This is a genomic window from Gemmatirosa kalamazoonensis (assembly GCF_000522985.1).
Classification (GTDB): domain Bacteria; phylum Gemmatimonadota; class Gemmatimonadetes; order Gemmatimonadales; family Gemmatimonadaceae; genus Gemmatirosa; species Gemmatirosa kalamazoonensis.
The window spans coordinates 477,044-499,130 of the sequence record NZ_CP007128.1; the positions used below are offsets into that span (position 1 = coordinate 477,044).

The 22,087-nt window shown below is 72.6% G+C and carries 18 protein-coding genes and 1 pseudogene; 7 read left to right on the top strand and 12 right to left on the bottom strand.

What is annotated here, in order from left to right; translation table 11 throughout:
• Positions 1–10 precede the first annotated feature (10 nt).
• The 8 genes from J421_RS02095 to J421_RS02135 all read right to left on the bottom strand — a co-directional run bounded on the left by J421_RS02095 (position 11) and on the right by J421_RS02135 (position 9,771).
• A complete protein-coding gene (locus J421_RS02095) occupies positions 11–1,384 on the bottom strand; it encodes an ATP-grasp domain-containing protein (RefSeq protein WP_201773082.1) in 1,374 nt (457 codons plus the stop codon).
• Complete coding sequence (locus J421_RS02100) at positions 1,384–2,592, bottom strand: ATP-grasp domain-containing protein (protein WP_025409509.1); 1,209 nt, start codon at positions 2,590–2,592, stop codon at positions 1,384–1,386. Before J421_RS02100 ends, J421_RS02095 begins: the two co-directional genes overlap by 1 nt.
• Positions 2,585–3,301 (bottom strand): esterase family protein, encoded by a 717-nt coding sequence (locus J421_RS02105; protein WP_025409510.1) that lies wholly within the window; start codon positions 3,299–3,301, stop codon positions 2,585–2,587. The genes J421_RS02100 and J421_RS02105 overlap by 8 nt, the downstream gene beginning before the upstream one ends.
• Positions 3,302–3,392: 91 nt before the next feature.
• Complete coding sequence (locus tag J421_RS02110; RefSeq protein ID WP_025409511.1) at positions 3,393–4,247, bottom strand: alpha/beta hydrolase; 855 nt, start codon at positions 4,245–4,247, stop codon at positions 3,393–3,395.
• Positions 4,248–4,260: 13 nt separating this feature from the next.
• On the bottom strand, positions 4,261–5,484 hold the full coding sequence (locus tag J421_RS02115) for an ATP-grasp domain-containing protein (protein WP_025409512.1): 1,224 nt from the start codon (positions 5,482–5,484) through the stop codon (positions 4,261–4,263).
• Between the two features lie 106 nt (positions 5,485–5,590).
• Positions 5,591–6,817 carry an ATP-grasp domain-containing protein gene (locus tag J421_RS02120; protein WP_025409513.1) on the bottom strand — a complete coding sequence of 409 codons (1,227 nt, stop codon included), beginning with the start codon at positions 6,815–6,817 and terminating at the stop codon, positions 5,591–5,593.
• Between the two features lie 532 nt (positions 6,818–7,349).
• Positions 7,350–9,167 (bottom strand): DUF3536 domain-containing protein, encoded by a 1,818-nt coding sequence (locus J421_RS02130; RefSeq protein WP_104022144.1) that lies wholly within the window; start codon positions 9,165–9,167, stop codon positions 7,350–7,352.
• 133 nt (positions 9,168–9,300) lie between these two features.
• Positions 9,301–9,771 carry a hypothetical protein gene (locus tag J421_RS02135; protein WP_025409514.1) on the bottom strand — a complete coding sequence of 157 codons (471 nt, stop codon included), beginning with the start codon at positions 9,769–9,771 and terminating at the stop codon, positions 9,301–9,303.
• Between the two features lie 145 nt (positions 9,772–9,916).
• Here J421_RS02135 and J421_RS02140 point away from each other — a divergent pair, with 145 nt between their 5' ends.
• Positions 9,917–10,627, top strand: coding sequence for a tetratricopeptide repeat protein (locus J421_RS02140; protein ID WP_025409515.1), 711 nt, complete (start codon positions 9,917–9,919; stop codon positions 10,625–10,627).
• 80 nt (positions 10,628–10,707) lie between these two features.
• On the opposite strand, the gene J421_RS02145 is transcribed toward J421_RS02140, so the two are convergent.
• Positions 10,708–13,383 (bottom strand): ABC transporter permease, encoded by a 2,676-nt coding sequence (locus tag J421_RS02145; protein ID WP_025409516.1) that lies wholly within the window; start codon positions 13,381–13,383, stop codon positions 10,708–10,710.
• Positions 13,380–13,709: a PadR family transcriptional regulator gene (locus tag J421_RS02150; protein ID WP_025409517.1), complete on the bottom strand. Its 330-nt coding sequence runs from the start codon at positions 13,707–13,709 to the stop codon at positions 13,380–13,382. The genes J421_RS02145 and J421_RS02150 overlap by 4 nt, the downstream gene beginning before the upstream one ends.
• A 198-nt stretch (positions 13,710–13,907) precedes the next feature.
• Between J421_RS02150 and J421_RS02155 the strand changes: the two genes are divergently transcribed.
• On the top strand, positions 13,908–15,071 hold the full coding sequence (locus tag J421_RS02155; RefSeq protein ID WP_104022146.1) for a trans-sulfuration enzyme family protein: 1,164 nt from the start codon (positions 13,908–13,910) through the stop codon (positions 15,069–15,071).
• Positions 15,072–15,170: 99 nt separating this feature from the next.
• Here the strand turns inward: J421_RS02155 and J421_RS02160 are convergent, their stop codons facing one another.
• Together J421_RS02160 and J421_RS02165 are read right to left on the bottom strand one after the other, a co-directional pair.
• Positions 15,171–16,340 (bottom strand): alanyl-tRNA editing protein, encoded by a 1,170-nt coding sequence (locus J421_RS02160; protein WP_025409519.1) that lies wholly within the window; start codon positions 16,338–16,340, stop codon positions 15,171–15,173.
• A gap of 176 nt (positions 16,341–16,516) precedes the next feature.
• Entirely contained in the window at positions 16,517–16,870 is a 354-nt protein-coding gene (locus J421_RS02165; RefSeq protein ID WP_148306111.1) for an SWIM zinc finger family protein, read from the bottom strand.
• Positions 16,871–17,048: 178 nt separating this feature from the next.
• Here J421_RS02165 and J421_RS02170 point away from each other — a divergent pair, with 178 nt between their 5' ends.
• The 5 genes and pseudogenes from J421_RS02170 to J421_RS34745 form a co-directional block, all read left to right on the top strand.
• A complete protein-coding gene (locus J421_RS02170; RefSeq protein ID WP_025409521.1) occupies positions 17,049–17,645 on the top strand; it encodes a hypothetical protein in 597 nt (198 codons plus the stop codon).
• Positions 17,646–17,658: 13 nt separating this feature from the next.
• Positions 17,659–17,865 (top strand): hypothetical protein, encoded by a 207-nt coding sequence (locus J421_RS02175; RefSeq protein WP_025409522.1) that lies wholly within the window; start codon positions 17,659–17,661, stop codon positions 17,863–17,865.
• A complete protein-coding gene (locus J421_RS02180) occupies positions 17,862–18,377 on the top strand; it encodes a hypothetical protein (protein WP_025409523.1) in 516 nt (171 codons plus the stop codon). The genes J421_RS02175 and J421_RS02180 overlap by 4 nt, the downstream gene beginning before the upstream one ends.
• A 181-nt stretch (positions 18,378–18,558) precedes the next feature.
• Positions 18,559–20,787, top strand: coding sequence for a glutamine synthetase III family protein (locus tag J421_RS02185; RefSeq protein WP_236646283.1), 2,229 nt, complete (start codon positions 18,559–18,561; stop codon positions 20,785–20,787).
• Between the two features lie 202 nt (positions 20,788–20,989).
• Positions 20,990–22,075: pseudogene (locus J421_RS34745) on the top strand (InlB B-repeat-containing protein); the annotation flags it as partial.
• Between the last annotated feature and the right edge of the window lie 12 nt (positions 22,076–22,087).

Sequence of the window (22,087 nt, forward strand, 5' to 3'; positions counted from 1 at the left end):
GGCAGCCGCGTTATCGCGGTTCCACGACGAATGCCGGCACTTGCGATCCACCGCCCGCCGTGACGTTCAGCAGCGCCGCCGTGGACAGCCGCGTGAGCAGACCGTCGGCGTGCGCGCCGTAGGAGACGAAGGGAGCGGTGTCGATCATGCGGTCGATGATGTGCACGCGGCCGCCGGCGAGGCTCGGGTACGGCTCCGACGGGATCGGCACGCGCTCCTGCACGATGTACGGCTCGGCGAGCGCCCGCGCGAGGGCCCCTTCCCACTCGGCCGCGTCCACCGTCCAGCCGAGGACGATGCCGGCGCCGCCGTAGTCGTCGTTCGGCTTCAGCACCAGCCGCTCACGCTCCCGGCGGATGAACTCCACGAGGTCCACGTCGCGCCCGCCGTGCGTCGTGCGCCGCTCCTCCACCACACGCGTCCACGGGATGAACGCGTCCACGGCGGCCGCGGCGTCGGCGTCGAGCAGGCGGCGGTTGCGTTCGTCGGAGAGCACGGCGAGGCTCGCCTTCTTGTGCAGGATCTTGGAGCGCGGCGAGTTCACCATGCACACCGCCCGATCGCGCACGGCGCGCAGCACCGGGTTGTCGAGCCCCATCTCCTCGACGAGCTCGGACAGCAGCACGCGCTTGTACACGAGGTCCACGGGCTGCCCCTCGCACCACAGCTTCCCGTCGCGGTACTCGGCGAGTCGCGGGTCGGAGATCACCGACTCGATGCCCAGCGCGGTGAAATGGTCGCGGTAGAGCACGAACTCGGAGTACGTCGGCACGCTCGGCCAGTCGAGGATCGCGATCCGCGGCTTCGCGGTGCCGCCCGAGAACTGGCGCCACGCGTCGAGCAGCACGTGGATCACGCCGTTGTGCGAGCGGATCGGCCACACGCGCCACGTCCGCGCGAGCTCGCGCATCGCGGGCAGGTCGAGGAACGCGTCGCCGAGCGCGTCGGCGTACGCCGCGCCCGCCGGCACCTCGGCGTTGTACTCGGTGAGCGCCATGGAGCCGGGGTCGTCGAGGCGCTGCGGATCCATGACGAACAGATCGAGCCGCGACGTGGGGCTCGGCGCGTCGAACCCGGAGTCGATGTCGAGCAGCGCCTCCTCCCACTCCGCGAGCCGGAACTGCGCGCGCAGCGACGCGTCCTCCATCGCCGCGCGGAACGCCTGGTCGAACGCGCGCATGAGCGGCTTCACGCGGTCGCCGAGGAGGCGGAACTGCGCCGGCGCGTAGAAGCGCGGGCGGAGCACGGTGCACAGCGCGCGCTCGCCGAACACGAGCCCGCGCCGCGCGAGCTGCTCGTCGAGCGCACCCTGCGTGTCGGCCGCGAGCTGCTCCCCGGTCGTGCCGCCCAACAGATCGTGGTACGCGTCGACGGCCTGCCGCATCAGCGCCCCATCGCGAACAGGGACGCCCACCCGACCTCGCGCGGGAGCTGCCGCGGGTGCTGCACGAGCCGCACCGCGAGGTCGGCCATCTTCTCCACCGCCCACTTGAAGTACTCGGGCGTGAGCGAGTTGATGTCCATGTCGGGCGCGGGGTTCATGAAGTCGATCGCGTACGGCACGCCGCCGCGGATCGCGAACTCCATGGAGTTCATGTCGTAGCCGAGCGCGTTGCACAGCTTGCGCGCGTCGCCGACGATGCGCGCGCCGAGCTCCGGCGAGAGGTGCGCGTGCTCGACGATGTACTTCCGCGCCTTCGGGTCGTACTTCATCGGCAGCACCTCGTGGCGCCCGATGACGAGGCAGCGCACGAAGTGCTCCCATTCGATGAACTCCTGCACGACCATCGTGAGGAGCCCGGTCTCGTTGTAGTTCTCGATCAGCTCCTCGACCGTGCGGCAGATGTAGACGTCCTTCCATCCGCCGCCGTGGGCGTCCTTCAGCACGCACGGCAGGCCGACGTAGTCGACGATCCCCTGCCAGTCGAGTGGGTACTCGAGGTTGCGGAGGCTCTCCGTCGGCACGATGCCGGGGACGTACGATCTGTTAGGCAGCACGACGGTCTTCGGGCTCGCGACGCCCAAGCGGTGCGCGAGCGCGGCCCCGAAGAACTTGTCGTCGGCGCTCCACATGAACGGGTTGTTGACGACCGTGGAGCCCTGGAGCGCGGCCTGCTTCAGGTACGAGCGGTACATCGGCACCTCGTGCGAGATGCGGTCGATGCACACGTCGTACGGGCACGGCTCGTCGAAGTGCGGCGCGCCGATCTTCGCGAACTCGGCGACGACGCCCGCGTCGCGCGCGTTCACCGCCTCGATGAACGCCGGGGGCCACGACCACTCGCGGCCGACGAACAGCCCGATGCGCCCCGTGCGCGTGCGCTCCACGACGGCGGGCGCGCCGGCGGCGGCGAGGTTCGCGTCCACCGCGCCGGCCGCGGCGGCGTCGCCCGTCCCCGTCCGCGCGATCGCCCTCGCCGACGACGACACGTCCGACGGCGACGCCTTCGACGGCGCCCGTGTCGCCTTCGACGTGGTCGCCTTCGGCTTGGCCGTCGCCTCGGTCGGCGCCGCCGCCGGGAGACCCTTCTTCGGGCGGAGTCCGCCCGTCTTCGCCGCAGGACGCGGCGGCTCGTCGCTCTTGTCAGTCATGTCCACGAAGGTAGAGGCGAATCATGCGCTCCCACCAGGGCCAGTCGTGCGCCCAGCCATCCCAGATGCGCAGGGCGTTGCCGACACCCTTCTCCCACAGGGCGCCGGACATCGCGCGGTTGTCCTCGATCGACGGGTCGGTCTCGCCGATCGCGATGATGATGTCCTGCTGCTGCCACGCGCGGACCTGCCACGGCTGCGCGGTGCGCACGAACGCCTGCGGGTTCACCGCGTGCACGTTCTGGTCGACGTACCCGCCGGTCATGAACGTGATGTCGTACTTCCCGCTCATGCCGATGATGCGCCGCACGACGTCGGGGTGGCGCAGCCCGAACGTCATCGCGTGGTAGGCGCCGAAGCTCGCGCCGGCGGCGATGATGAAGTCGTTGCGGTTCCGCGCGTAGGTGAGCGGCACCACCTCGCGATACACGTACTCGTCGTACTGCAGCTGCCGCCACGCGCGCGCGCCGGGGTGGCGCATGTCGTCGTACCAGCTCTCGTGGTGCACCTGGTCGAGCGTGTACATCTGCAGCCACCCGTTCTCGAGGTGGTCGCGGAGCACGAGGTGCATGCGGCGGTCGGGCCACTCGCGGTGCGTGCCGAGCGACGTCGGGAAGACGAGCAGCTTCGCGCCCGCGTGGCCGAAGACCTGGAGCTCCATGTCGCGGCCGAGCGATGGGCTGTACCAGCGGTGGTATTCGTGGTGCATGCCTCGAACCTTGCTGCGTGGCTGCGTGGCTGCGTACCGCCTGCGTGATCACGCAGCTACGCAGCTACGCAGCACGCAGCCACCCGTGGAGTTATGCGCTGAGTAGGAACGGTAGTGCCTTCTTGAAGCGTCTGCGCCACGTCGCCTCCGTGTGCCGCGCGCCCTCCTCCTCGACGTACCGGAAGTTCTCCCCCTCCGTGTAGCCCTTGGCGAGCAACACGTCGCGGAGACGGCGCGCGTCGGCGAGCGTGTGGCCGCCCTCGCGCGTGCCCATGTCGACGTAGAGGCGGCCCATGCCCGGGGGATTCGGGGTGTGGCGCACCCAGTCGAAGATCCGCCGCTCGCCGAACCAGAGCGCGGGGGAGAGCGCGCCGGCGAAGCCGAACGCGTGCGGGCGGCGGAAGAACGCGTACAGGCTCACGAGCCCGCCCATCGACGAGCCGACGATGCCCGTCTGCTCGCGCTCCGGCAGCGTGCGGAACTCGTCGTCGATCTGCGGCTTCAGCGTGTCGAGCAGGAAGTCCACGTACAGGTCGGCGACGCCCCCCGCGCCGATCGCCGGCTCGAGGAACGGCCCATACTCGTCGAGCCGCGCGCTCCCCGTGTTCGCCACGCCGACGACGATCGCCTCGAAGCCGAGTCGCGCCGCGGTCGTCATCGCGAAGTCGACGCGCCACGAGCCCGAGAACGAGAGCGCGGGGTCGAACAGGTTCTGCCCGTCCTGCATGTAGATGACGGGGAAGCGGAAGTCGCCGCGCCCGTACGATGGCGGCAGGTACACGTACACGTCGCGCGTGTTGAACAGCTGCGGGCTGAACACCTCGGGGAGCACGTACATGCTTCCCGGCGGCGTGCGGCGCCGCCGCGCGATCCCCTCGGGGCGCGCGCGGCGGCGGAACGGGGACACGCCGGGGACGCCGCCGACGGGGAGGCTGCCTAACGGCATCCGGTCGCTCCGCTCATCCGGCGTACATGCGGAGGTCGGTGCCCACGAGATCCGCCATCTCCTGCGCGCGCTCGAGGTCGGGGTGGCGCAGCGTCACGTAGCCGTCGGAGACGAGCGTGAGGATCCAGTCGCGCCGCGGCGCGCCGACGGGCAGCAGGTCGACGTTCACGATCCACTCGCCGAACAGCTCCCGGATGCGGTCGAGCCCCTCGATGCGCCGGATGCGCCCCTGCCCCTCGGCGCGCTTGAAGATGTTCACCGAGTTGTACTTCCGCTCCACCTTCTGCGACCACGTGCCCTTGATCTCGGCCTCGCCGTAGCCGTCGAAGCAGTCGATGTCGTTGCCGTAGTTCATGAGATCCACGGTGTGGGCGCCGGGCGGCCGCGCCGCGATCTCGCCGAACACGACCTCGCCGTCGGGCTTCTTGTACCACTCCATGTGCGTGAAGCCGGTCTGGAAGTCGAGCGCCTTCAGCACCGCCTGCCCCATCGCGACGCCGCCCGCCACGCGCTCGCCGTGCACGTCGCGCAGCGTGAGCGTCTGGGGGCTGATCCACTCGTTCTGCCGCGCGATGAGCGGGCGCGGACGGTAGAAGCCGACGTTGAAGAACTTGATCTCGCCGTCGACGCAGATCGTGTCGTAGGTGTACTCCTCGCCGTCGATGAACTCCTCGACGTTCACCTCGTCGATGTGCCCCATCTTCGCGAGCGCCTGCTCCAGCTCGCGCGCGTCGTCGACGCGGAACGTGTCCATGGAGCCGGCGCCCGCGATCGGCTTCACGATCGCCGGATAGCCGACCTGCTCCACGCCGGCGCGCACCTGGTCGTTCGTCGTCGCGCGCACGTGCTTCGGCACGCGGATGCCGGCCGCGCCGACGGCCTGCTTCATGGCGTCCTTGTCGCGGAACAGCGTCGCCTGCTCGACACCCATGCCCGGGACGCCGAGGGCGCGGCGCAGCTTCGCGGCGAGGATGACCCCCGGCTCCCACAGGCACACCACCCGCTCGATCCCGGCGCGGGTGCTGCGCGTCGCCTCGACCACCTGGCGCACGACGGCGTCCTCGTCGGCGAGCGACGCCGTCTGCATGTAGCCGCTCAGGTGCTCGCGGGCGAGCGGCGGCAGCTCGTGCTGCGGCACGTCGGACAGTCCGTACACCTTCGCCCCGGCGCGCGCGAGCCCGCGCGTGAAGTACGGCATCTCCGCCGGGTACCCGGGCGCGATCATGATCACGTTCATCGAGAGATCCCTCGGACGTTCAAGGTTCGTCCTCGCTGCGTGGCTGCGTGCTGCGTGGCTGCGTGACGTGCAGGCCCCTCACGCAGCCACGCAGCCACGCAGCATCTCACGCCAGCTCGACTCGGACATTCGAGACCACGTCCCGCAGTGCCTCCACCACGACCTGCGTCTCCGGGTGCCTAACGAGAATCCAGCCGTCGCCCTCGTACGTCGGCCGCGCCTCGGCGCCGAGCGTCGGGAGCTGCGCGTCGACGACGAGCTCCTTCACGTCGTGGCGCACCCGCTCCAGTCCGTGCACGGCCCGGATGCGTCCCCCCTGCGGTCCCTGCGCGCGCAGGAACGCGATGCCCGCCGCGTACTTCCGCGCCGGCGGCGCGAACGTGCCGAACACCATCACCTCCGCCCAGCTCCGCACGAAGTCGGTGTCGGTCGCGCGCGAGACGAGCGTCGTGATCTGCGCGCCGGGCGGGCGCGCGGCGATCTCGCTCACCGCCACGCTCCCATCGCGCCGCCGGAACCACTCCATGTGCGTCAGCCCCGTCGTCATGCCTAACGCCTGCAGCGCGCGGTCGCCCACCGCCTTCGCGTCGTCGTAGCGGGGCTCGTCCACCTCGCGCGGCAGCACCACGCACCACTGGATCCACGGGTTGCGCACGACCTCGAGCGGCGTCGGATAGTAGTGGGTGAGCGAGTGCCACACCTGCCGGCCGTCGATCGAGATCGTCTCCAGCGAGTGCTCGTCCCCCGTCACGAACTCCTCGACGAGCACCGGGTTCCCGCCGGACGGCGGCGCCGCCTCGAGCGCGTGCGCGAGCGAGCTCGCGTCGTCCGCCCGGAACGTCGCCACCGAGCCGGCGCCGGCGGGCGGCTTCACGACGACCGGGAAACCGACCTCGCGCACGAACGCGTCCGCGTCGGCGACCGTCTCCGCGAGCCGGTGCCGCGCCACCGGCACGCCCGCCGCGCGCAGCACGTCCTTCATGCGCGCCTTGTCGCGGAAGTTGCGCGCCGCCTCGCTCGGCAGCCCCGCGATGCCGAGCCGCTCGCGCACCTCGGCCAGCGGCACCTGCAGCTGCTCGTACGCGCCGAACAGCCGATCGGGGCGTCCCAGTCGATCGGCCAGCGACTCCACGGCCCACGCGAGCTGCCCCGGATCGAGCACGTCGTCCACCCGCCAGTGCGCCGCGATCGCGCGCCGCACCGCCTCCGGCGCCCGCTCCTGCGGGTCGGTGGAGACGACGCCTAACCGCACGCCGGGCAGCGACGCGATCGCGGTCACCATGCGCGAGGCATTCTCGCTCAGGAGCGGGGCGGCGAAGAGAACGGTCGGCATTCGGGACTCGGGACTCGGGACTCGGGACTCGAGACTCGGGGATCCGGTGCTGCCAGCAGGGATCAGGCCGTTGCTTCGCCCGCGTCCGTCCGCTCCATTGGCTCCTCCGCGCCGAGTCCCGAGTCGCGAGTCCCGAGTCCCGACGACTCGAGTTCCGACGACGCCCAGTCGTCCGACCACGCGCGCGGCGAGAATCCCAGCCGGCGGGCCACCGGCGCCAGCCGCGCCGCCGCCTCCGGCGACGCCGTCGAGCGCACCTGATGGAAGAGCGTCTGCGCGTCGAACGGCGGTACGCCGCGCAGCGAGTCGCGCAGGTCGATGAGGCCGAGCACCCGCGCGATCGCCGGCGGCGACGTGTCGGTGGCGAGCGTCTGCACCGCCCGTCGCAGCGCCGACGAGACGAGCGGCGCGAGCTCCGCCTCGCCCGCCTCGAGCTGCTCGCGCTCCTCCTCGCTCAGCAGCCGGTGCACGACGGCGCGCCGCACCGCGCGCTCCACCGCCTGGCGCGCGCGGTACGGCAGGTCGGGCAGCTTCAGCGCGGTGCCGAGCGGCGCCGCCTCGGGGGCGCCGTCGTGCGCGGTCTGTCGTACGAGCACCGTGATCGCGCGCGGATCGACGTCCGCCAGCCGCACCGGGACCGAGCGGCCCTGCACCGGATGCTCCTCGGTGACCACCGGCTGCGAACCAGGCGGGGTGAGGCCGGTGCGCCCGTGCTGCGCGCCGGTCGCGAACCCCGGCACGTCGACGAGCACGTCGAACGTCCACTCGCGCCCCGTGCGCCGCTGGACGAGCCGCACGAGATGCCCGTGCTGTCCGTGCACGGTGGCCGACCATGCCTCGGGCAGCTCCGCGTCCGCGTCGGCGCCGAAGCGGCGAAGCGCGGCGTAGCCGGCGGCCACGCGGATCGCGGGCGGACGCGTCGGGCGCGCGCGGCGCAGGTAGACGTCGCGGCCCGTTCCCTCGCCGGCGTCGTTGCTCTCCGCGCGCGCGCGAGCCGCTCCAGCAGCCGTCGTTCCATCTCGCGCGCGGCGTCCGCGTCCACCAGACCGGCGAGCTCGATGACGCGCGCCGCGGCGCGCAGCACGATGCGCGGCTCGGGACGCGCGAGGTCGTCGAAGAACCACGCGCACGACGTGTTCGCGCGCAGCACGTGGCGCTCCATCTCGAGCAGCGCGCGGGCGCGCACCTCGGACGCGTCGGGCGTCGGTGCGCCGCGCGGCAGCGGGCCGCGCTCGCCGTTCTCCCCCGCCTCGTAGCGATCGCGCGCCGCCCACGGGTCGCCGAGCACCGCGGGACCCTCGCGCTCGAACAGCGCGTGCGCGTCGGCGGTGAGGCCGTCCACCGCCTCGCGCAGCGGCGCGCGCCAGCGCTGCTGCGTCCCCGGCTCGACGCGGCAGCCGCAGTCGAGCCGCCACCGGTCCACGCCGTGCCCGCAGCTCCACGCGCTCGGCGCCACGATCCCCACCGGGCGCGTGGCCGGATGCCGCGCGAGATACGCGGCGAAGTTCTCGAGCCGCACGCGCCGGTCGCGCTCGAGGATGTCCACCGCCGCGGCGAGCGCCATGTCGCCGAAGCGGTGGTGATGGCCGTACGTCTCGCCGTCGGTCGCGATGGCCACGAGGCGCCCGCTGTCCGCGGAGTCGCCGTCCGCCGGCGCCGTCTCCTCGGCGAGCTGCTCGGCCATGCGGCGGCCGTCGCGCAGCAGCCCGCCGAAGGCGACGTCGGCCGACCGCTTGCCGTCGTAGACGAACAGCGCGATCTCGCGCCCGCTCGCCGTGGTGTAGAGGCCCGGCGCGCCGTCGGGCGGCGCGTCGGTCACCTGGTGCCCGGCGAGCACGGTGAAGCGGATCCCCTGCTCGGCCAGCACGTCGAGCGTCTCGTCGTCGACCCCGGTCTCGGGGAGCCACATCCCCTCCGGCGCGCGGCCGAACCGCCTAACGAAATCGGCGATGCCCCACCGCACCGTGGTGACCTTGTCGCGCCGGCCGAGCAGCGGCAGCACGACGTGGTCGTACGGGTGCGCGAGCGCGTTGCCGTGCCCCACGCGCGCGCGGCTCTCGCGGTCGGCGGCGACGATCGCGTCGTGCACGGTCGGCATGCGCCGCGCGAGCCACGCGAGCAGCGACGGCCCGACGTCGAAGCTCGTGTACGCGAGCGCGTTGACCACGCGGCGGATGCGCCCCTCGCCGTCGAGCACCCGTGCGGCCACCACGCCGCGATACGACTCCGCGGCCACGCGCGCCGTCCAGTCGTGATACGGCTCGGCGTCCGGCTCGCGCTCGATCTCCTCGAACCAGGGATCCTCGCGCGGCGGCTGGTAGAAGTGGGCGTGGATGACGACCGAGTGCATGGATTATGGGGACGGCTTGCTTCCACAGATTACACAGAAAAAGAATAGCGATGCGGTTCTAGCTGCGAGCTAGTCCCTCATCGCTGTTCTTCATCTGTGTAATCTGTGGACGAACGCTCGTTGCGTTAGGCACTCACGGAGCCGTGGAGTCGGGGACGGCGGCCGGTGCGGCGTCGGCGGGTGTCGGCAGCGTGACGCCGGCCTTCGCGGCGCGGCGCTCCAGCGTCTCGCGGTCGCGCAGGCTGCGCAGCAGGGCGTCGGTCTCGCGATTCTGCAGGTAGCGGCCGCGCTCCCACCCTTCGACGATGCCGCGCGGTGTGCCGTAGAGCAGCTCGCCGAGCTGCGCGGGCGTGACGCCGATCGACTCGCGCAGCTGTCGGATCTCCTTCGGCAGCAGCAGCGCGTGCTCGGCACGGATGCGATCCACCGCGGCGCGCTCGGCGAGCTCGCGCTGCTCCACGGTGCGCTGCTCGTCGTTGCACTTCATGCAGCGGTACAGCTCGCGCTGCACCTCGGCGCTCATGCCGCTCACGCGGATCGTCACGGTCTCGACGGCGCGCTGATACCGGCCGCCGCAGAAGCGATGCAGATGATTGTCCAGCATGCGTGGGAAGCTAACACGATGGGCGCGCCGGTCGGAGCGAGGTGGGCGCGGCGACGGCGGCCTCCGCGTTTCCTTCCGGCGCGATGATCGTATGTGGGGTGACGCTCACCGCACCGTCCTCCGGGCGTCCGATTTCCCCTCCCTCATGTCGTCGCAGGATCCCACCTCCGCCCGCGCGGCCGCTCCCTCGGCGCCCCCCGCCGCGTACACCCTCACGCTGTTCGATCGACAGGGGCCCGACGCCGTGATCGGCATCCGCGCCACCGTGTGGGGCGTCATCGCCGGCACGATCACGACCGGGCTCGGGCTCGGCGCGTCGATGATCCCACCGACGCCGGCGCACGCGTTCCTGCGCAGCCTCGCGGCGGGCGTCGTGACCGGCGTGGCGACCGCGGTGATCGTGCGCTCACTGTCGGACGCGGCGGGCCGCGCGTTCCTGTCGATCGTCCAGCCGAGCGGCGCGAGCTGCCCCGCGGAGCCCGAGTACTCGCGGCTCCAAGCGCTCGCCGCGAAGGGGGACGTCGCCGGCGCGCTCGCCGGCTACGAAGCCATCATCCAGGCGCAGCCCGGCGAGTCGATCGCGCGGCTGCACGCGGCCGAGCTGCTCGTGCTCGCCCGCGATCCGGCGCGCGCCGAAGCGCTGCTGCGCGAGGTGCAGCGTCACCCCGCGCGCACCGAGGCGCACGACCTGCGCGCGTCGAACCGTCTCGTGGATCTCTATCTCGGCCCGCTCGGCGAGCCCCGAAAAGCGCTGCGCGAGCTGCGCCGCCTCGCCGACGCGCATGCCGGCACCGCGGTGGGCGACGGGGCGCGCGAGGCGATCGAGCGGATCAAGGGGGAGCTGGAGCCAGTCTGAGGACGCGTCGTCTGCATCGCGTTACCACGCTATCCATCGAGCGTATCGAGAGGACGGGAACGCGATGACCGGGATGCGCCCTACGATCGCAGCACCGCGTGCGGCTCCACCGCGCTCGCCCGCCGCGCCGGCACGAGACACGCCGCGAGCGCCACCGCGCCGAGCGCGACGACGACCACGGTGTAGGTGAGTGGGTCGGTCGGCTGCACGCCGAAGAGCAGCGACGCGAGCGCGCGGCTCCCCGCGGCAGCGAGCGCGAGACCGAGCATCATGCCGACGGCGGCGAGCCGCGCGCCCTGTTGGAGCACGAGCGCCAGCACGTCGCGTCGCCGCGCGCCGATGGCGAGACGGACCGCGATCTCCGCCGTGCGCTGCGCGACGAGGTACGCGAGCACGCCGTAGATGCCGACCGCGGCGAGCGTCAGCGCGAGGAGCGCGAACGCCGAGAAGAGCAGCGTCGCGAACCGGTTCTGGGCCGACGCGATGCGCCGCAGGTCGTCGTACGTGCGCAGGTCGTACACCGGAAGCGTCGGGTCGACGGCGGCGACGGCGCGGCGCACGTTAGGCAGCACCGGCCCGGCGTCGCCGACCGTGCGCGCCACGAGCGTGATGCCGTTGCCGAACCAGATCCACGTCTGCGGCGGTGTCTGCTCGTACGGCACGTACATCTCGTCGCGCGGCGGGTCGGTGAGGTAGTGCCGCACGTCGCGCGACACGCCGACCACCTCACGCCACACGCGCACGCCGTCGCCCACGCAGCACGAGAAGCGCTTGCCGAGCGCGCTCTCGTTCGGCCACAGGCGCCGCGCGAGCGACGCGCTGATGATCGCGACCGGCGGCGCGCCCGCGCGGTCGTCGGGCGTGAACGTGCGCCCGCGGACGATGGAGATCCCCATCGTCTCGAAGTAGCCGGGCGTCACGATGCGGAAGTCGGCGTACGGCGCCTGCCCCGCCGGATACTCGCGCCCCTCGACGTGCACCTCGGCGTCGGGGCCGTTGTCGGCGAGCGGCAGCGACGTCGACGCGGCCACCGACTGCACGCCGGGCAGCGCGCGCAGGCGATCGAGGAGGCGCGCGGCGCCGGCGGTGAGGTGCTCGGGCGTGTCGTAGCGTGTGCCGGCGAGGGTGACGTGCGCCGAGACCAACCGGTCGGCCCGGAAGCCGAGGTCCACGCGACCGAGGTTGCGCGCGCTGCGCACGAACAGCCCCGCGCCGGCGAGCAGCGCGAGCGCGAGCGCGATCTGCCCCACGACGAGCGCGCTCCGCATGCGGTCGCGCGGCGTCGCCCCCGCGTCGCGCCCACCCGCCCGGAGCGTCTGCGGCGAGCCGCCGCGCACCCCGCGCGCCGCGGACAGCGCGCCGAGCAGCATGCCGCTCACGAGCGTCGGCACGACGGCGAACAGCAGCGCCGCGGCGGCCGCCGTGCCCTCGCTCAGCCGCGGCACCCCCGCCGGAGCGACGGCGAGCAGGGCGCGCACCGTGATGCGCGCGACGAGCAGCGCCGCGACGCCGCCGGCCAGCGCGAGCACCATCGCCTCGGTGACGAGCTGCCGCATCACGCGCGCGCGCCCCGCGCCTAACGCGACGCGGATCGCCAGCTCCTTGCGGCGCCCGCTCAGCCGCGCGAGGAGCAGCCCGGCGACGTTGAGGCAGGCCAGCAGCAGGATGAAGCCGACCGCGCCGAGCAGCACCGCGAGCTGTCGCCGGTAGTACTCGGCGAGGTCCTCGCGGTAGTCGATGACGCGCGCCGAGCGAGCGACCATGTCGGTCGGATGCAGCGCGGCGATCTCGCGCGAGACGCGCTCCATGTCGCGCTGCGCGGCCTCGATCGACACGCCGGGGCGCAGCGTACCGAAGACCGTGAGCCAGTGGTCGGAGAAGATCGCCTCGTCCTTCGCCGTCAGCACGAGCGGCACCCAGAGCCGCTCCGCGTCGTCCTGCAGCGTGAAGCCGTCGGGCGCCACGCCGACGACGGTGTACGGCTGGTCGTTCAGACGGATCGCGCGTCCGACGATCTTCGGATCGCCGCCGAATCGCTCGACGTAGAGCGCGTGGCTGAGGACGACGACGTGATCGCGGCCAGGCTGTGCCTCCTCGGGGAGGAAGTAGCGCCCGGCCTCGGGCTTCATGACGTGCGTGCGGAACAGACTCGGCGTCGCGATCGCGCCGACCACGCGCTCCGCGTCGCCCTCCGGCCCCGAGAGGTTGAAGCTCGTCCACGTCTGCGCGGACAGCGCCTCGAACGCACGGTTGCGGCGGACCCACTCCGTGTACTGCCCGGGCCCTGCGCCGGTGCGCGAGCCGCCCTGCGTCTCCGTCACCACCGTCATGCGATCCGCCGCGACGTAGGGGAGCGGGCGCAGGAGCACCGCGTACACGACCCCGAAGATCGCGGCGTTCGCGCCGATCCCGAGCGCGAGCGTGAGCACGGAGACGAGCGCCACGATCGGGTTGCGGCGGAGCCCACGGAGCGCGAGGCGCGCGTCGGCGCCCACGGTGCCTAACAGCTCGAGCGCGCGGCGGCGCGGCGCGTCCGACTCGTCGATCGCGACGACCGACCGCTTCAGCGCGTCGAGGTCGCCGATGCGCTGCGCGGCCTCGCGGCGCGCGGCGTCGGGCGCGAGCCCCGCGGCAACGAGATCGGCGACGCGCTGCTCGAGGTGGAACGCGAGCTCGTCGTCGACGTCGGCGGCTGCGTCGGGGCCCCAGAAGCGGCGATAGCGTCGCCAGAGCGGGACCTTCGACTCCGCGCTCACGGCGTGCTGGCCTCGAGGACCCGGCCGATCGAGGCGACGAGATACGACCAGCGCTGCGTCTGGCTGGCGAGCTGTCGACGTCCCTCGTCGGTGAGCACGTAGTACTTCGCGCGGCGGTTGTTCTCGGTCTGCCGCCAGTCGGGGGCGATCCAGCCGCGCTTCTCCATGCGGTGGAGCGCGGGGTAGAGCGACCCTTCCTCGACGATGAGCGAGTCGTCGCTGGTGCGCTCGATCCATCGGCCGACGCCGTAGCCGTGCATCGGCCCCCAGGTGAGGGTCTTGAGGACGAGGGTCTCGAGGGTGCCCTGCGGCAGGTCGACGCGCATCGCCGTTCTCCCCTAGTTGAACTGGGGGACACGATAGGGCCGCTACCCTAGTTCGGCAAGGGTAAGCCGCGGCCGGGACTAGGTACTGGGGGGCTCCCCCCCCTTCGCCCAGAGTACGCTGCCGCGAGCGTCGCCGCCGTACCATTCGAGCGCAACATCCTGCCAGCCCGACGCGGTGCGTCACGTTAGGTTCGCGGCATGCCCCACATCGAGACCCTCGCCGTCCACGCCGGTGCCCCCGCGTCGCGCGACGCGGGCGCCGTCACCGCCCCGATCCACCTCACGACCACGTTCGAGCGGGAGCCCGACGGGAGCTACCCCGCCGGCCACGTCTACGCCCGCACGACGAACCCGAACCGCGCGGAGCTGGAGCGGTGCCTCGCGGCGCTCGACGGCGGCGCCGACGCCGCGGCGTTCGCCTCCGGCCAGGCGGCGACGACGGCGGTGTTCCAGGCGCTGGGCCCCGACGCTCACGTCGTCGCGGCGGCGGACACGTACTTCGGCACGGGGCTCGTGCTGCGCGAGATCTTCGCGCGGTGGGGCCTGTCGGTGGCGTTCGTCGACGCGACCGACCTCGACGCGGTGAGCGCCGCGCTCGGGCGCGCGCCGGAACGCGCCCGCCGGCTCGTGTGGATCGAGACGCCGTCGAACCCGCTGCTCCGCATCACCGACATCGCGGCGGTCGTCGAGCGCGCGCGGCGCGCCGGCGCGCTCGTGGCGTGCGACAACACGTGGGCGACGCCGGTGCTCTCGCGTCCGCTCGCGTTCGGCGCCGACCTCGTGATGCACTCGACGACGAAGTACCTCGGTGGCCACTCCGACCTCACGGGCGGCGTGATCGTGACGCGCACGCTCGCCGGCGACGCCGGCGCGCTGTTCGCCGCCGTGCGTGCCGTGCAGCAGCGCGCCGGCGCGGTGCCGTCGCCGTTCGACTGCTGGCTGCTGCTGCGCGGCGTGCGCACGGTCGCGCTCCGCGTCCGCGCGCAGTCGGCGAACGCGCTCGCGGTCGCGCGCTTCCTCGCGGACCACCCGGCGGTGGAGGCGGTGCACTATCCGGGTCTCCCGACGCACCCGGGCCACGCGATCGCCGAGCGCCAGATGTGCGCCGACGGCGAGCCGCGCTTCGGCGGCATGCTCTCGGTGCAGATCCGAGGCGGCCGCGACGCGGCGATGCGCCTCGCCGCACGCTGCCGCGTCTTCACGCGCGCCACGAGCCTCGGCGGCGTCGAGAGCCTCATCGAGCACCGCGCGTCGAACGAGCACCCGGAGACGACGACGCCGCAGAACCTGCTGCGGGTCTCGATCGGGATCGAGCACGCGGACGATCTCGTCGCGGATCTCGCGCAGGCGCTGGAGATGTGACGACACCGGTCGGGGTCTCACGCGGAGGCGCGGAGGACGCGGAGAACTACCAGAGCAGTTGGTGTTCTCCGCGTGCTCCGCGCCTCCGCGTGAGACGGATCAGCCCCGGACCTGCGCCGCGACGCGGTCCAGGTCCGCCACGTTAGGCACCTTGCCCTGCGCGAGCCGCAGCGACCCGCCGCCCTTCCCGCCCACTTGCGCGAGCGCCTCCTTCAGCACCGCGCCCGCGTCCACCCCACTGTCCGCCGCCGCGGCCACGAGCACCGCCGGCGGCTCCGCGCCTAACGCGACGAACACCCCGCCCGGCCGCTCCGCCACCGCGAGCGCGAGCGCCCGTAGCTCGTCCACCTTCCCCGGCACGCGCTGCACGATCCACCGTGCGCCGCGCGCGTCGGGCACCGCCGCGGCGACGAGCGACTCGGCGCGCAGCGCGGCGAGATCCTTCGTGAGCCGCTCGACGCTGCCCAGCGCATCGCGCAGCGCCTCGGCCTGCGCGCGCGCCGTCGCCGGTGCCTGGTCCACGCTGGTGGAGAACGCGGCCGCGACGTCGGCGAGCGCGTCGTAGTCGGCGCGCGCGCGGCGCGCGGCGCGCAGGCCACACACGAACTCCACCCGCGCGTTCTGTCGGATGCGCTCCACGCGTCGCAGCAGCACCGCGCCGATGCGTGCCGTCGAGCGCACGTGGGTGCCGCCGCACGCGCTCCGGTCCACGCCGTCGATCGACACGACGCGGATCTCCCCGGTGCGCCCGGTCGGCTTGCGCAGCCCGGTCGCCGCGGCCGCATCCTCGAACGTCACCGCCACGGGCACGTCGGCGGCGACGAGCGCGTTCGCGCGCGCCTCCACGGCGACCAGCCCGTCGCGATCCACCGTGCCGCCGGCGAGCTCGATCGTCGACAGTGCGGGCCCGAAGTGCACGCTCGCGGTCTCGGCGCCTAACAGATCCGCGAACACGGCGCTCAGCAGGTGCTGCCCCGTGTGCTGCTGCATGTGATCGACGCGTCGCGCGGCGTCCACCGCGCCGTCGACCGTCGCGCCGACGTCGAGGGCGAGCGGCGCCGCGAGCACGTGCGCCACGCGCTCGTCCTCGTCCACCACGTCGACGACCGGCACGTCGCCGAGCGTGCCGACGTCGTGCGGCTGGCCGCCGGAGGTCGGATAGAAGGCCGTGCGGTCGAGGTAGACGCGCCGCCCGTCCTCCGCGAGGTCCACGACGCGAGCCGAGAACGCGACGCACTCGGCGTCGGTGTAATAGATGCGAGTCGTCATGCGGCAGAATGTAAGACGTGCCTCTCGGCGCGCCTCGCCTGCAGCGTGAGTCGACCGCAGCGGACGCAGAGGGCCGCAGAGGACACCGAGTGCAGTCCTCCGCGGCCCTCTGCGTCCGCTGCGGTTCGATCCCAGGAGGGAGTGCCCGACGTCGCCGCGTGCGGCGTCTTAGCTTGTCATGCGGCCTGCTTCCGCGTGGCGCTCGGCGCGAGCGCCCGCCACTTCCCGGCGAGTGCCGCGAGCGCCCGCACCACACGCTCGTCGCCCTCGCGGAGCAGTGCTGCGAGGATGTGCTTGCAGATCTGCTCGCGCCACAGATGGTCGCCGCAGTCGCAGCGGGGGTGGGTACCGTCGTGCAGGTCGACCCAGTGCTCGGAGGAGCCGCCGAACACGCGATAGCGCCCCTGGCCCACCCGCTCGGCCCGCAGGTCGAGGCTCCGCTCGAGTCGATCCAGATCGATGCCGCCGAGGGCATCGAAGTCGATGAGCACTCCCACCGTGGATGGGATGCTCGAGAACACCTGTGCCACGTCCTACCTCCAGTCCAGGCTTAATCGTATGTCCGACAACACGTTGGCACGCCCTCTAGGTACCCCGCGGCGCGCTCCGGGTTCATCCGTCGGGGGACCGGCGGGAGGCACGAACGCTGCAGCCCGGAAAGCGCGGACAGGGCACGCGGGCCAGCCAACGGCAGGGGAGGGACGGCGGATGCGGATGGACGTCGGGCGGATCGCCGCCCTTTCGGCGGTGCTCCTGGCGCTCGCGCCGGCGGGCGCGCAGGCGCAGCGTCGCCTGCTGGAGCGGCGGTCGCTGGAGGTGTTCGGCGCCCGCTACGCGCTGGCCGACAAGATCGGCACGGACAAGTCGAGCCTCGACGGAGTCGGCGCACGGCTCCAGTTCGAGCGCTACGATCCCGACCGGCCGGCACGCAGTCTGTGGGGACGGACACGCGGCGGCCTGTTCGCCGCCTACACCACGAGCCAGGGCAGGCCCGAGCTCAGCACGCTGCACGTCGGCGTGCAGACCGATGCGAGCGTCCTGCCGCAGCCACTGGGCGGCGCGGTCGACCCGTTCATCTCGTTCGGGATCGGCGTCTTCCACACGTCGCGCCAGAACCTGCTGACGCAGATCGGCAACGGCCGCCGGATCAGGCGCACCGATTTCGCGTTCACGCCGGCGGTCGGCACCCGCATCGGCATGGTGGACCGGTTCGGGGCGCGGGTCGACCTGCGGGCCCCGTTCGTGTTCGGCACGTCCACGACGGCGAACTTCGTCGCCGAGGGCGGCATCTACTTCAGCTTCTGATCACGGAGACGCGATGACGGAGCGACCGGAGAACGCGGCATCGGAGACGGCGGGATCGGATACCGCGGCAGCGGACACGGCGGCCGATACGGCGGCCGGCACGTCGGGGGCGCACGAGCCGCCGCATCCGCCGTTCGCCCGTTCGCCGGACGACTACACCGACCCGCCGGGACACCACCGGCGCGGCCCGCACGGCCCGGCGCTCGACGTCGGCGCATGACCCGACCGCGCGCGATCGTCGCCGCCGTCGCCCTCGCGGCGTCGTGCGGCGGCGGCGGGAAGCCGGGCGACGACGCGCAGGCCGCCCCGCCGCCCATCCGGCCGGCCGCGCGCGCGACGACCGACGCGAAGGGATGCGTGCACGACGGCCGCTGGCGTCCATGCGCGCTCGTCGACCGCCTCGAGAAGGCGGGGCTCGTGGTGAAGCCGCAGGCGGACACCGTCCGCTACGAGTTCCTCGCCGTGCCCGGGCTGCACTACTCGGTGGGGCGGGGCGAGGTCCAAGCATTCTTCTACGACGACACCACGCGGCTGGCCCGCGACGTGGCAGCGCTCGACACGGTGCGCGTGACCCCCACCGGTACGCTCAGGCACTGGGACGTGCATCCCACGTTCGTGCGCTCGGGGAACCTCGTCGTGATCCTGCTGACGCTCAGCGAGACGCTCATGGAGCGGGTGCAGTTCGCCGTGCAGGCAGGGGCGCCGCAGCCCGAGCAGGCGGCCGTGCCGTAGCACAGAATTGCACAAAACGCAGCACGAGCGCGACAGTAGCACACAACAAATGCCGAATTCTGCGGAACGTCGTTCCGGCCTTGCCGAATCTGCACGGTAGCCGGTACGTTACGCCGTTCCCCAGCGGGTCCGGTCGTGCCCCCGTTCCCCGCCCTCACCGCCCCACCCGGAGCCACACTCCATGGCCACCGCGCCTGCCGCCCCCCGCAAGGCCGCCCTGCACGACATGACCGTCAAAGCTCCCGCCCTCGCGCGCCTGAACGGCGACGCCAAGGGGGGAACGCAGACGTCGCAGTACTTCGGTCAGAACACCTTCGGCGCGCGACAGATGCGCGACAAGCTGCCGAAGAAGGTCTTCCAGAAGCTCCAGGCGACGATCCGCCTCGGAAAGAAGCTCGACTCCGAGATCGCCGCGCCGATCGCCGAGGCGATCAAGGAGTGGGCGGTCTCGAAGGGGGTGACGCACTACACGCACTGGTTCCAGCCGCAGACGGGGCTCACCGCGGAGAAGCACGACGCCTTCCTGTCGTTCGACGACGAGGGGACGCCGATCGAGGCGTTCAGCGCCGCGCAGCTCATCCAGAGCGAGCCGGACGCGTCGAGCTTCCCGAGCGGCGGGCTGCGCGCGACGTGGGAGGCGCGCGGCTACACGGCGTGGAACCCGGCGAGCCCGGTGTTCGTGGTCGAGGGGCCGGGGACGCGCACGCTGTGCATCCCGTCGGTGTTCATCGGCTACAACGGCGAGGCGCTCGACGAGATGACGCCGCTGCTCCGCAGCTCCGACGTCCTCTCCGAGAAGGCGATCGCGCTGCTCGAGCTGCTCGGCGACTCGGGGGTGCAGCGCGTCATCACGACGCTCGGGCCGGAGCAGGAGTACTTCCTCATCGACCGCACGCAGTTCGCGCTGCGCCCCGACCTCGTGATGGCGGGCCGCACGCTCGTCGGCGCCGCGCCGCCGCGCGGGCAGCAGCTCGAGGACCACTACTTCGGCAACATCCCGGAGCGCATCGCGGCGTGCATCGCCGAGGTGGAGCACGAGCTGTACAAGCTCGGCGTGCCGATCGTCACGCGGCACAACGAGGTCGCGCCGAGCCAGTTCGAGATGGCGCCGCGCTTCGAGGAGACCGACCTCGCCGTCGACCACAACCAGCTCGTGATGTCGACGCTGCGCCGCGTGGCGCTCCGCCACGGGCTGCAGGCGCTGCTGCACGAGAAGCCGTTCGCCGGCATCAACGGCTCGGGCAAGCACTGCAACTGGTCGATGTCGCTCGCCGCCGACAGCGCGGACCTCGACGGGCTGAACCTGCTGAAGCCGGGGAAGACGCCGCATCAGAACGTGCGCTTCCTCATCTTCCTCGCCGCCGTGCTGCAGGCCGTGCACAAGCACGCCGGGCTGCTGCGCGCCGGCATCGGCACCTCGGGCAACGAGCACCGCCTGGGCGCGAACGAGGCGCCGCCGGCGATCATCTCTGTGTTCATGGGGCAGACGCTGTCGCAGATGATCGACGACATCAGCGCCGGCCGGTCGCGCGAGAAGCACGCGTCGCAGCAGCTCATCGACCTCGGCGTCGCGAAGCTCCCCGACATCGAGAAGGACAACACCGACCGCAACCGCACGTCGCCGTTCGCGTTCACGGGGAACAAGTTCGAGTTCCGCGCCGTGGGCTCGAGCCAGTCGATCGCGTTCCCGGTGATGCTGCTGAACGTCGCCGTGGCCGAGGCGATCGAGGACCTCACGAACAAGCTGCGGAAGCAGCTCGAGACGACGAAGGAGATCGACGACGCCGTGCTGGAGGTCGTGCGGCCGTCGTTCAAGGCGTCGGCGTCGGTGCTGTTCGAGGGGAACAACTACTCCGACGAGTGGGTGCAGGAGGCGGAGCGCCGCGGGCTGCTCAACCTGCGCCGCACCCCCGAGGCACTCGCGCAGCTCACCACGGAGTCGACGCGCAAGCTGTTCGCGAGCACCGGCGTGCTGAGCGAGGCCGAGCTCGAGAGCCGCTACCATGTGCGCGTCGAGCGGTACGTGAAGGACATGCTCATCGAGCTGCACACGCTGCAGCAGATCGTGGACACGCTGGTGCTGCCGGCGGCGTACTCGTACGCGAACGAGCTCGCGACGGGCGCCGCGCACGCGAAGTCGGCCGGCGTCGGCACGATCCCGCAGGTCGCCGCGGCGGACCGCGTCGGCAAGCTGATCGTCGCGCTCGAGGAGGCCCGCGGCGCGCTCGGCGAGGTGGTCACCCGTGCGGAGCACTCGCACGAGTCGCCGGACACCTGCGCGAAGCTGCTCACGAGCGAGGGTGCCGACGCGATGGCCGCCGTGCGCGCGGCGAGCGACGCGCTGGAGCTCGGCCTCCCCGACGACCACTGGCCGCTGCCGAAGTACCGGGAGATGCTGTTCCCGGTCTGACGCGCGCACGGATCGTCATGCATGATAGGGCCCCGGGGTCGTCGACCCCGGGGCCCTCGCGCGTTCGGACCCGGAAATGACGACGGGATGAGAGCGGGATGACGGACGGCTGAAGGGTCCTGCGCACTGTCCCTCCGATCCGATTCTCGTAACCGCATCAGGAGGTCTCGCGATGATCCTCAGCAACCCGCGTCCGCGCGTCATGCCGCGTGCGCTCACCGCGTTGGTCTGCGCTCTCGTCGCCGCGTGCGGCGGCGGGGACGGCGGCACCGACGTCCCCCCGCCGACGCCGACCATCGGCGTGTCGGTCGCGCCGGCGACGCTCACGTTGACGCAGGGACAGAGCGCGACCTCGACCGTCACGCTGACGCGTGGCGGCAACTACACCGGCGCCGTGACCGTCGCCGTGACCGGGGCGCCGAGCGGCGTGAACGCGACGCTGACGCCCACGTCGCTCACCGGCGGCACGCTGACCAGCACGCTGAACGTCGCCGTCGCGGCGAACGCCGCGGCCGGCCCCGCGACGCTCACCATCACCGCGAGCGGCTCCGGCGTCACGAGCCAGACGGCGACCGTCGCGCTCACCGTGAACGCCGCGACGCAGACGCTCACCGTGACGCGCGCCGGCACCGGCACGGGCACCGTGACGTCGAGCCCCGCCGGCATCGACTGCGGCGCCACCTGCTCGGGGAGCTTCACCGCGGGCGCGACCGTGACGCTCACCGCGGCCCCGGCGACCGGCAGCGCGTTCGCCGGCTGGTCGGGCGCCTGCACGAACGCCACCGGCACCTGCACGGTGACGTTGAGCGCCGCGCAGAGCGTCACCGCGACGTTCAACACCGTGCCGGTGAACAACACGCTCACCGTCGCGACGGCCGGCGGCGGCACCGGGACCGTGACGTCGAGCCCGGCCGGTATCACGTGCCCGGGCACCTGCACGGCGAGCTTCGCCGCCGGCACGCAGGTGACGCTGACCGCCGCCGCCACCGGGGGCAGCACGTTCACCGGCTGGAGCGGCGCGTGCACGAACGCGACGGGCACGTGCACCGTGACGATGACCGCCGCGCAGAGCGTGACGGCGACGTTCGCGCCGGCGCCGCAGACGTTCGCCCTCACCGTCGCCACGGCGGGGACGGGCACGGGCACCGTGACGTCGGCGCCGGCGGGCATCACCTGTCCCGGCACCTGCGCGGCGAACTTCGCCTCCGGCACGTCGGTGACGCTGACGGCGGCGCCGGCAGCGGGGAGCGCCTTCGGCGGCTGGAGCGGCGCCTGCACCGGCACGACGACCACGTGCACC

Coding starts and splice junctions, on each gene's coding strand:
- J421_RS02095 (WP_201773082.1), bottom strand. CDS start 1,384: ATGCGGCAGGCCGTCGACGCGTACCACGATCTGTTGGGCGGCACGACC.
- J421_RS02100 (WP_025409509.1), bottom strand. CDS start 2,592: ATGACTGACAAGAGCGACGAGCCGCCGCGTCCTGCGGCGAAGACGGGC.
- J421_RS02105 (WP_025409510.1), bottom strand. CDS start 3,301: ATGCACCACGAATACCACCGCTGGTACAGCCCATCGCTCGGCCGCGAC.
- J421_RS02110 (WP_025409511.1), bottom strand. CDS start 4,247: ATGCCGTTAGGCAGCCTCCCCGTCGGCGGCGTCCCCGGCGTGTCCCCG.
- J421_RS02115 (WP_025409512.1), bottom strand. CDS start 5,484: ATGAACGTGATCATGATCGCGCCCGGGTACCCGGCGGAGATGCCGTAC.
- J421_RS02120 (WP_025409513.1), bottom strand. CDS start 6,817: ATGCCGACCGTTCTCTTCGCCGCCCCGCTCCTGAGCGAGAATGCCTCG.
- J421_RS02130 (WP_104022144.1), bottom strand. CDS start 9,167: ATGCACTCGGTCGTCATCCACGCCCACTTCTACCAGCCGCCGCGCGAG.
- J421_RS02135 (WP_025409514.1), bottom strand. CDS start 9,771: ATGCTGGACAATCATCTGCATCGCTTCTGCGGCGGCCGGTATCAGCGC.
- J421_RS02140 (WP_025409515.1), top strand. CDS start 9,917: ATGTCGTCGCAGGATCCCACCTCCGCCCGCGCGGCCGCTCCCTCGGCG.
- J421_RS02150 (WP_025409517.1), bottom strand. CDS start 13,709: ATGCGCGTCGACCTGCCGCAGGGCACCCTCGAGACCCTCGTCCTCAAG.
- J421_RS02155 (WP_104022146.1), top strand. CDS start 13,908: ATGCCCCACATCGAGACCCTCGCCGTCCACGCCGGTGCCCCCGCGTCG.
- J421_RS02160 (WP_025409519.1), bottom strand. CDS start 16,340: ATGACGACTCGCATCTATTACACCGACGCCGAGTGCGTCGCGTTCTCG.
- J421_RS02170 (WP_025409521.1), top strand. CDS start 17,049: ATGCGGATGGACGTCGGGCGGATCGCCGCCCTTTCGGCGGTGCTCCTG.
- J421_RS02175 (WP_025409522.1), top strand. CDS start 17,659: ATGACGGAGCGACCGGAGAACGCGGCATCGGAGACGGCGGGATCGGAT.
- J421_RS02180 (WP_025409523.1), top strand. CDS start 17,862: ATGACCCGACCGCGCGCGATCGTCGCCGCCGTCGCCCTCGCGGCGTCG.
- J421_RS02185 (WP_236646283.1), top strand. CDS start 18,559: ATGGCCACCGCGCCTGCCGCCCCCCGCAAGGCCGCCCTGCACGACATG.